The organism is Mesorhizobium sp. WSM4847 (assembly GCF_055811335.1).
In genome coordinates this window covers 1-9322 of record NZ_JBVVPY010000053.1, presented here as the reverse complement: position 1 = coordinate 9322, position 9322 = coordinate 1, and the positions used below count along the sequence as shown (strand labels likewise).

Genomic DNA, 9322 nt, shown 5'->3' with positions numbered 1-9322 from the left:
GACGACGTAGCCCAGGGGCGACTGTGGCCGTTGCGGCTGTTCGATGAGCCGCTCGGCGCGGATGTCTACCTCATCTCTTCCAACTTGAGCTCGCTGACCCCTCCGGAACAAAAATTTGCTGACCTGATTGACGAGCTTCTGGGCCTTTATCCCGAGATGTCCTGAAAGTGTGGCACCCAGCATTGCATCATCGAGCGTCCCATCAATCGGCTAGATGCCGTAATGGGCCGGCCTTCGCGAGCATAGCCAGGTTGGGTGGCTGTCCCTCAGAATGATGGGTTGAAACGGAGTCCGAGCGATCGGCTCCAAGCATCATGAGAGGAACAGCCAGGAACATATGTGGGAATCGATGTCTCTCTGGAAGAGAGCAGCGTGTGCATTGTGGACACGACCGGAACGATCGTGCGCGAGATCAAGATCGCCAGCGAGCCCGAGGCACTGGTCCGCTATTTCGACGAACTGGAATTATCTGTCGGCCGCATTGGGCTCGAGGCCGGGCAATTGTCGCAATGGCTACATGCCGGACTTGTGGCCGCCGGACACGATGCGGTTTTGCTCGAGACGGGGCACGTGAAGGCGGCGCTCTCGGCTATGACGGTGAAGACCGACCGAAAGATGCACGCGGGATCGCCCAACTGCTGCGGATGGGATGGTACCGCCCGGTTCATGCCAAATCGGTGACTTGCAAGGATACCCGAGCCCTTCTTGTTGGACGCAAGCTTCTGCAAGGCAAGCTCCTCGACGTTGAACTGAGCATCCGTGGGATCTTGTGCAGTTACGGGCTGAAGGTCGGAGAGGTCAGTCGTGGAAAGTTTGAGGCGCGCATCCGGGAACTGACAGCAGGGCACGTCGCTCTGGAGATTGTGATCGGTGCGATGCTGGCGGCGCGGACGGCGTTGTGGGGGAGCGGGAAAAAAGCCCCCAGCTTTTTCCCGCTCCCTCCGGAACGGGAGAACGCGACAGGTTTCTGGTAGGTCGGCTCATTGCAGCATTTCGTGTGGATCTTCTCCGCCGTCCGAAATCTCTTCGTCCCATCCCAGACCAACCGCTCGGCAGCACAAATTCGGATCCATCGACGCCAAGCCATGGCCGTCTGAAAAGCGCGGTATCGGCCTCGCGCGGCCCCATCATGCGTAAGCCTGATGCTGCAAATGCGGCATAGTGACGCTATATCAATGCAAAGATTGAAGCTTCGACCAATATCTGATCATCACCTTTAGCGAGCAGAAGCTGCGTGCTCGGCGCTCTAATACTTTTCAAACGCGACCATTTTCATGACCCAGCGGCTGACGCCGCCTTTGTCGTTGCGATGGATGAACATCTTTCGGATCGACGTCTCGAGGTTTCTGCGCTCGATGGGGGACAGGAAGGCAATGTCGAGCTGGCGCGAGTGCTCGAACGTCTCGACTACGGCAGCGGTCGGGTTACAGGAAGGCAATCTTGCGGCAGTTAAGGGCGTGAAATGCAGATCCTCGATGATGTAAAAGCCGCCCGGTTCGACGATAGGAAAAAGCTTTGCTAGAGCAAGCTGCTGATGGTAGGCGGCGTGCGAGGCATCATCGATGATGATCCTTACGGGCGGCAGTGAGCCGGCAAGGCGTTCCAGAGCTGCCGGATCCCCCATGTCCAGCTGCTCGAAACGAAAGCGTTCTATCTTGAAAGCACTGAAATCTGAAATGTCGCAGCCGACGATGTTAGCTTTCGGAAAGAACTCCAACCACGTCTTGATCGACGGTATGTCTTCCACCTTGCGAGTAAGCAGTTCTTCGGGATCGTCACAGTCGTCGCGCTGCAGTCCAATCTCGACCATCGTGAAAGGTTCGTGCCGGAATTCCTCGAACAGAAATGAGTAAAAGCTGGTGTAGCCATGGGCGTGGTAAACCTCATCGCCCTTGTCACTTCCGAGCGTATTGGCCAGTTTCGTCAAATTTCGAATGTTCATTGTAAATCGCCTTTTCTGCACCACCGCCGCACGGAACCAATATTGTCGGCAGGCACTGTCGTTACGAAGATTCGACGGAGCGAGCCATGGCGCTGACCCTTGACCAGGTGACGCGTTCAAAACGCGTGCCAAACGCCCAGTGCTGATTTGTCTTGGTTATCCCGTCTGGCACGTGTCGCGTGCCGGACAGAATGTCGTAGCTCCGACATCGGATAGCAGGCGTTCCATCTGGATGTCGTACTGCTTAAGCCTGCAGCCGATCTGGCGCCCCGACGACAGGCCATGGTGCTTATGACCATCCGCAACGGCCGCGAACAAACATGTCAGCCGACCTTCAGCGCCGCGCCGTCAGCTTAACTTGTGCCATTTCTCCCGAGACAGCATTGCCTCGGCAGAGACCGGCGGCTGGTCCGGGATGTGATATTGGCGGCGCCTGCCGGTGGTCGCGACCCGGAAGATCAGATCAACATCGGCCCGATAGACCTCACCATCGGCCGCATCGATCAGAACAGGAGTTCGCTGATTGTACGGAATGATCGAAAAGCTGCGAGCCTGTTGGGGGTTTAGCCCGACCGTCGATAGGAACGTCGCCCTGGTCGAAGCCTTTGTGAATGCTCCACCGCCTGACAGGCGGCGGCTTCAGGTTACGGCTTAAAGCCGGATCAGTCCGCCAATGGGCGGACAGGAGCGAACTCACGTCACGTTGAAGTTGTCGTCGGGCTCTGGCGGTCTCTGGTTCTTTGATATACTCCATCCACATCTCGTCCGTAACGTTGCCGCTCGTGGGTAACCCAATAGCCCCTCGCCCACAGATGCTGGCCCCAGTAGCGCCTACGCAATATCGCAAACTCGCTCAGCAGCTTGTGCGAGCTGCGCCCTTTCAGGTGCTGCACGGCGCGCGACACCGACAGGCTCGGCGGGATCGACACGAGCATATGTACATGGTCTCGGTTGATCGACCCGGCATGAACAACCATCTAGTTGCGCCAGCGCCGTCTCACGCAGCAACTCTCTGCAACGGGTTACCGACATCTCCGCCGAGCACCGCGTAACGGTACTTCGTCACCCACACCAGATGATATTTGCAGTCCCAGGCTGTATGGCTGCCACGCTTGTACGCTTCCATCCAACCAATCTACACCGGAACCGTCGCGATCCAGGCCGCCTAAAGGCGTGGGGTTTACAGATCCCCTATCGGGGACTCTAAATGGCAAGCGCTTCGTCGACCGGGCGCCGGAACATGGCTTGTCGATAACGAGGGTCCCCCAAATCATCGAGAGGGCCGATCGGCTCGTGGGCGGCGGCATCGTGCGGTTTCGTACAGCCCTTGTGGCAAATGGTCTGGACAAGACCCTGTTCGACGAGATCACCCGCCAGCTCAAGGCCAAAGCGATCCGTGTGAAGACCGGCACGCTTGTCGATGCGACGATCATCGCCTCGGCCAGTGAGGATGATGCAGAGGGCCATTGGGTCAAGCATAAGGGCCGGCCAGCGGTTCATGGCTTCAAGGCCCATGTCGGCGCCGACGCTGACACGGCTCTGGTCGAGGAGATCGCAGTCACGCCTGCCAACATCAACGATGGCAAGGCCGGTCCTGATGCTCTGCCGGACGATCCCGGCGAGGTGTTTGCCGATAGCGCTTATCCAGGCAACCATTTCGGCGACGCGGTGCGCGCCAAGGGTGGGACGCCACGCATCGTTGCCACCGGTATGTGGGGACGCGATGAAGCCGAAACGCTGGCACGCCTTGAGGCCTTTTTACCAACCGATCCACCGATCCACCGTATGGCCGGATCGAGAAGATCTTCGGCACATGGAAACGAAGTTACGGCCTTCGTCGGATGCGATGGAGAGGGCTTGCAAAGGCAGGCATTCAAATCCGCCTCACTGCCATCGCCTACAATATGAACGCAGTTTGAAGGTCATCGCTATGGCTGGATAGCGGGCAAAAACACCACTGACGCTCACACGAGAGCGTCAGAAGACACAGCCGACGACGTCGGCGCTGATATCTCTGCACCCTTTACCCCGGAAGCGGAAAAGATCAAACAAAATCAATGAAGAATGCTTCCCGCGCACAGGTCTCTGCGGCGCGCAAATCCATCTCGCCTCATGTCCTTCGGCCCTATCTACCCCGCCCGACTATGTCGACTAGCCCTGACGGTGATGGTAAATCTCTGAGGAATAGGGAAATTTCCCGCAGAAACACCCGGGCCACCCGACATAGTCAGCCCGAACTACAGGCTGTTCAAGAACTCCAGCAGATTGTCGTCGGGCCAGAACCGGGATGACTTACCGGAACAAGGGGGCGTCTTTGCCAACGCCGCCTCCTTCATCGCCAAAGTCGCTTCGAGATAGATCTGTGTGGTCTCGACCGATTCATGGCCGCCGGCTTCGGCAATGATCATTCGCGCATTGATCGGCCCGATGCCAGGGATCTGGCGCAGGAGCTGATAATCCTGGATGTGCCGCAACAGCTCGTCGGCCCATCACGGCGCTGACGAAGGAGGAGTTTGTAACAGCAGCGTGGGACGTCGTCGGGCGCAAAGTCAGCAAGACACAGATCCTGATGGATATTTACGTGCTTGCCGGGGTCGGAAAGGCATGAAGGAAGGCGAAAAGCCAATCGCTGCGGCTGTTCCCCCGGAAGCGATCTATGTCGGGAAAATGCATCGGCAGGTAGTGCATCAGGATATGGTCCTGGATCTCGGTCCCGGCCCTGGCGATCGCTTCATGGGTCTTCAACGGCTCTTGCAGGTCGTTGATGCCGGCGCGCAGCGGATCAGGGTAGGCCTGTGTCGCCTGGATCCTGAGCATGTTCAGGATCACCTGGCATCCTTTGGATCGTTCTTGTCCCAGCTGTTGTGCAACGCTTCTCGGGTTCGGGCCAGCGCCAGCGACGACACGAGCCGCACCTCAAAACCGGCTTCAGCCAGGCGCCATGCTATCGGCCGGTGACAGTTCCCGTCGCGTCAAAGGCGCAGACCACAGGGCGGCGTACAACTGCAGCATTTCGATCAGATGGTCGTGCTCAGCAACAGGTGTTGAGGACCAAAAGCCGACGCCGGCGCTTGTGGCCTGGTGCTTCGATCAGACTTCATTGCGCACCTTGGCAATGTCGATCGCCACCAGCACAGCGGCGGCGGGTGTAGAATCTAAAGTGGGCATGGTCGGTACCTCCGGAATGGGTTGTGTACATTCACATTCTAGAGAAACTTTGACTAGCCATGGCCGTCTCAACAGCCGTGCGTGCGCGCCTGCAGCGAAAAGCTGCGCGCACCGCTCTCTCGGTCGCCGCCGATCCTTCATCCGTAGGTGCTATGGCAGAGAGTTCACCTCGAACGCCCTTCTCGCTGGGCCGACCGGAAGGGCGTTGGAAGCTGCCGAAATCATCAAACGCTGGGCGAAAAGCTTGAATATGGTTCGGCGGCCGCCTTCATCGGTGCCGGCCTGTGGCGGCGCGCCGGCTATGCCGATGGCGTACGCTGCTGGTATCGCCAAGGAACTGCGGGTCAGTTCCGGGAGAGGGCGAAATGACACGCCATACGAATGCCCCAGTCGGTGGCAGACATACTCCAAAACCCGCCGTGCTTGGCGTCTGAGTTGGTAATGGTGTGCCGTGCCGTGGCGGACGACCACATCATCAGGTGATTTCTACATAAACTTAACGCACGCAACTCGCTGCTGCGATTTGCCGATGTGCCATGGCGGTCGAACCGGGCCCCGACTCTGTCAGCTTTGTCGGATTCGGCACAAAAGAGCTATTTAGCCATTCTCTTGTGCCGCTCAGCCTAAACGTCTGAAAAGCAACCGAAAAAGTCTTCCTTGACTCGATCAGCCGGCTGGCACGAATTTTGGAACGTTCATTGATGTGTTGCGCGACGCCAGTGCTTGCACATCAGACGCCAGTGCTTGCACATCAAGTGAGAAGTTCTCTCCCAGGAAGATTACGCTCGCGCGAAGGAGATACCATATGCAGCATATACTTGAGCGATTAACCGCCAAGATAAGGCAAACCGATGGTGACCAACAGTCTTCCGACAAGTTCCGTTTGGAAAATCTGTTGGGTCATGACCCGTTTGGCGAGATCTTGACGCGTCTTCCCGGAGACGACCTCTACCCTGACGCGATGGTAGGCGGGGGTAGTCTGACAGGAAAGACCACCCAACGGCGCAAACCGGAGGATTGCCTGCTCCCGAGCAACATGCCTGATACTCACCACAGGACGAACATCAACGTTCACGAGATTCTCACAATTCTTGACGATTTTGGGGATTCAGTAAAGGTACTCTCGCTTGACTGTTTCGATACGTTGCTATGGCGCAAGACATCGACACCTAGAGACGTTTTTGCCGTGCTCGCCGATAATCCCGTCGCGCGAAGGCTAGGGATAGCTCCTCACCAACGCGTTAGCGCTGCTGCGCGTGCCTGTCGAGCGAAGCCATTAGAGAACGGATCGAGGGAGGCGGATCTCGGTGATATTTATCGGCTTTTTACATCGCTTTCTGGCGAGGAACGGGAGTTGTTGGCCGAGGCGGAAATCCGAACCGAAATGGATGTTTGTTTTGCATTCTCACCGTTCGTAGAACTGATCAGGCTGGCGCACGCTCGTGGTATCAAAATTGTCATCGTGAGCGATATGTATTTGCGCGAAGACGAGTTAAGGCGCCTCTTGGCTCGGCATTTGCCTGAAGACGTTATGCAGGTAATCAGCAAGATTTACTGCTCTGTCGATTATGGGACGTCGAAGAGCCATGCCCTTTTTCAGATTGTAATTAAAGAGTCTGGCGTGCCTGCATCACAACTGCTGCACATCGGGGATAACGACGTAGCCGATGTGCAAGCGCCGCAGAAATTGGGCGTACGTGCGCTGCAGTTCCTGCCGTTTGACCGTGAGGTCACAGACTTCTTGCGCCTGCAGCACGCCGCATCATCGTTGATTGTACTTGATGAGGCAGCGCCGGAAGCAGTTGTTCGGCCGTGCTATAGTCCGTTTCATCCAATATTTGCTGTAGCAAACCTGCAGCCGTACTCGCCTGAGACGCTGATCGGCTACATGTCGTTTGGCCCGGTGCTATACGCCTATGCGCGTTTTCTTATTGACGAGGTGGAGGCACTAAAACAGCAGGGCAAGCGAGTAAAAGTCTTCTTTCTGTTGCGTGACGCTTATCTTCTTTCGGCTGCGTGTGAGGCCTATGCGCGCAAGCCCGTCGGCAAATTGGTACGAATCCGCAAATTTCTTGCTATTGCGGCCTCTTTCAAAACCCGCGCCGATGTCGATTATTACATCAGCGATATCGAACACCAAGTTGACGATTTCCATGCCACTGCAAAACAGCTTTTGCTTCCGCCTGAAGTGACTGAATTATTAATACGGATCGCCCATCAATCTGCCGATCCGCAAACGGCATTCCATCAGTTGCTGCGCGACGACGATGTGTTAGAGTTGATATTCAGGAACTCCTTTGATTTGCGTGCCCGCTTAATGCGATATATATCGAAGAAACTGGAGGTAGAGGAAGGCGATACCATTATTTTGGCGGACCAAGGAATTTACGGCAGAACGCAGGAATATTTGACTCGGACGTTCAAAGAAGAATTGAACGTCGAAATACTTGGACGCTATTTGGTGGGTTCCGACGAACCTTACCGACCCGCGAACGGAAAAGCACTTATTACAACGTCTTGTTGGAAATATGATCTATTTGAGCAATGTTGCATCCTAAAGGAAGGAATGGTTGTAGACTATGATTTGGACGGGGAGCCAGTTCTCGATGAGATCAAACTTAGCGAAAGGCAGTACGATAAGGTTGCCAAAGTTCAAGATGAATGCTTGCGGTTCATCAACGATGCGAGATTGTTTTTTACGAAGTCTGGTGTGACGCACGAGTTGTCTATTTTGCAGCAGGCCGCCCACGCAGCTCTATTTCGTCATGGCTACATGCCTACCGAAGCGGAGTTGGAATATTTCAAGGGCTTCCAGAACGACAAGTTTATGGGGCCTGATGGCACGAAGACGCTCTATGATCTAGACAGTGCTTGGAAGAATGTAAGGTGCCTGCCCTCACCTTATCGGCTGGGTGCATTTGAAACGCGCAGCTTGGGGCTTGACTTCGCGTTCAGCGGTCTTGTGCAAAAACGATTTCAACTTGATCTAAGACCAGAAGATATGAATGTGCGGTTTTCACCTCTGAAAGTCTCGATAGGGAGCATACGAGAGTCCAAGGTCTTCTTGCTTAGAGCGCACCATCTGCATGACGGATATTTCTCCATTGTGCTGCCATGTGAAAGCGGCACCAGTGTGAAAATGCTTCTGGGAGAGCGCTACGTATGGTTGCAGATAGAGGGTATACAACTTTTAGATAATGCAAGAAGGGTGTGTAGTGATGTGTCGAGCTCTCTCGATCTGAAAGAAATCAACCGGGAGGGACAGATTTACCAGTGCCTGTCGCAGGCAAGTGTCGCGACAATATGTCCCGTTGATTTGCAGCAGTTCAAAACGCCTCATTACTATCATGTGATCTTTCGCCCATTGGTTTTGAGGGCATCTGATCCGCCGCGAAGCCCAGGCGCCTCGCAGTAACGCGGAAAGATGGTGCCGCCGGCGCAGCGGTGATTCACTGGCTCCTGAAGGGATTCGGAGGATCGCGAATGAAGCCCTGTTGGCGCTGATTAAGGGATTGAGGCCTAGGCTTCGAGTGAGCGTCCGGCGAAGCGTTTTGGCTTGGTCGAGCTGCCGAAGCTATAGGACGCGCTTGACCTCATCTGCCATGACGCGCTCGATCATCTCGGGATCAGCGACATCAACCCCCTGGCTCTGGCATCGAGGCGCACCAGCGCGCGAACCTTTTTCTCGAAAGCCTGGAACTCGCGCAAGATCACGGCGTGCACCGAAAGCAGTCCCGCGGCGACCATCTTCAGGTTCGCATGGCCGACCACCAGCTCTTGGATGCGTCGGGCAAAGCCGCGCGGCGTCGTCTTGCCGCCCTTTAGCCCGAAGCCACGCAAAATGCCGCGCACACTGTTCTCGACGTCTCTCAGCTTCGATTGGATGAGCTTGCGCCCGCACCTCTTGTGCTGCCAGCGCCGCGTAGAGCCATTGCGACAGCGGGCCGGCCTCCAGCCCGATCCGCACAAGGTCAATGCCGAGCGAGACAAACCAGGCGATCAATGCCTCCGGCTCGCTGGCCACCTTGCTCTCGCGAACGATCTTGCCGCTTGCATCGACAACGCACACGCTAATTTGCCCCACTGGTTAGGTGGGGTATAGCGGGAATCTCTCTGCCAGCGTCAACACTCGTTCGGCAATGTTTACGTCGATTTCCAGCCCTTGGCCTGGATTCGCTGCAAGTCGATCTAAAACGTTGGCAATGATCTCTG

General features: G+C 56.1%; 6 protein-coding genes and 4 pseudogenes. 5 read left to right on the top strand and 5 right to left on the bottom strand.

All coding sequences use genetic code 11. From position 1 onward, the window contains the following. Positions 1-339: 339 nt before the first annotated feature. Positions 340-899: pseudogene (locus tag AC0L28_RS34025) on the top strand (IS110 family transposase); the annotation flags it as partial. A gap of 347 nt (positions 900-1246) precedes the next feature. Here the strand turns inward: AC0L28_RS34025 and AC0L28_RS34020 are convergent. Continuing rightward, positions 1247-1942 (bottom strand): hypothetical protein, encoded by a 696-nt coding sequence (locus tag AC0L28_RS34020; RefSeq protein ID WP_473482823.1) that lies wholly within the window; start codon positions 1940-1942, stop codon positions 1247-1249. Between the two features lie 423 nt (positions 1943-2365). Between AC0L28_RS34020 and AC0L28_RS34015 the strand changes: the two genes are divergently transcribed. Further along, entirely contained in the window at positions 2366-2509 is a 144-nt protein-coding gene (locus AC0L28_RS34015; protein WP_473482821.1) for a hypothetical protein, read from the top strand. 126 nt (positions 2510-2635) lie between these two features. Here AC0L28_RS34015 and tnpA read toward each other — a convergent pair. Continuing rightward, a pseudogene (gene tnpA, locus AC0L28_RS34010) lies at positions 2636-3068 on the bottom strand (IS200/IS605 family transposase). Positions 3069-3115: 47 nt separating this feature from the next. On the opposite strand from tnpA, the pseudogene AC0L28_RS34005 reads away from it, so the two are divergent. After that, positions 3116-3580, top strand: a pseudogene (locus tag AC0L28_RS34005) (transposase); the annotation flags it as partial. Between the two features lie 203 nt (positions 3581-3783). Then, entirely contained in the window at positions 3784-3861 is a 78-nt protein-coding gene (locus tag AC0L28_RS34000; RefSeq protein ID WP_473482825.1) for a hypothetical protein, read from the top strand. 318 nt (positions 3862-4179) lie between these two features. Here the strand turns inward: AC0L28_RS34000 and AC0L28_RS33995 are convergent, their stop codons facing one another. Together AC0L28_RS33995 and AC0L28_RS33990 are read right to left on the bottom strand one after the other, a co-directional pair. After that, complete coding sequence (locus AC0L28_RS33995; RefSeq protein ID WP_473482827.1) at positions 4180-4350, bottom strand: hypothetical protein; 171 nt, start codon at positions 4348-4350, stop codon at positions 4180-4182. Next, positions 4330-5110 (bottom strand): annotated as a pseudogene (locus tag AC0L28_RS33990) (IS110 family transposase); the annotation flags it as partial. The pseudogene AC0L28_RS33990 and the gene AC0L28_RS33995, both read right to left, overlap by 21 nt. Positions 5111-5915: 805 nt before the next feature. Between AC0L28_RS33990 and AC0L28_RS33985 the strand changes: the two are divergent. Beyond that, the gene (locus AC0L28_RS33985) at positions 5916-8525 is read left to right on the top strand and encodes an HAD family hydrolase (protein ID WP_473482819.1); all 2610 of its coding nucleotides are present in this window, start codon (positions 5916-5918) and stop codon (positions 8523-8525) included. Between the two features lie 200 nt (positions 8526-8725). On the opposite strand, the gene AC0L28_RS33980 is transcribed toward AC0L28_RS33985, so the two are convergent. Further along, on the bottom strand, positions 8726-8962 hold the full coding sequence (locus AC0L28_RS33980; protein WP_473482817.1) for a hypothetical protein: 237 nt from the start codon (positions 8960-8962) through the stop codon (positions 8726-8728). Between the last annotated feature and the right edge of the window lie 360 nt (positions 8963-9322).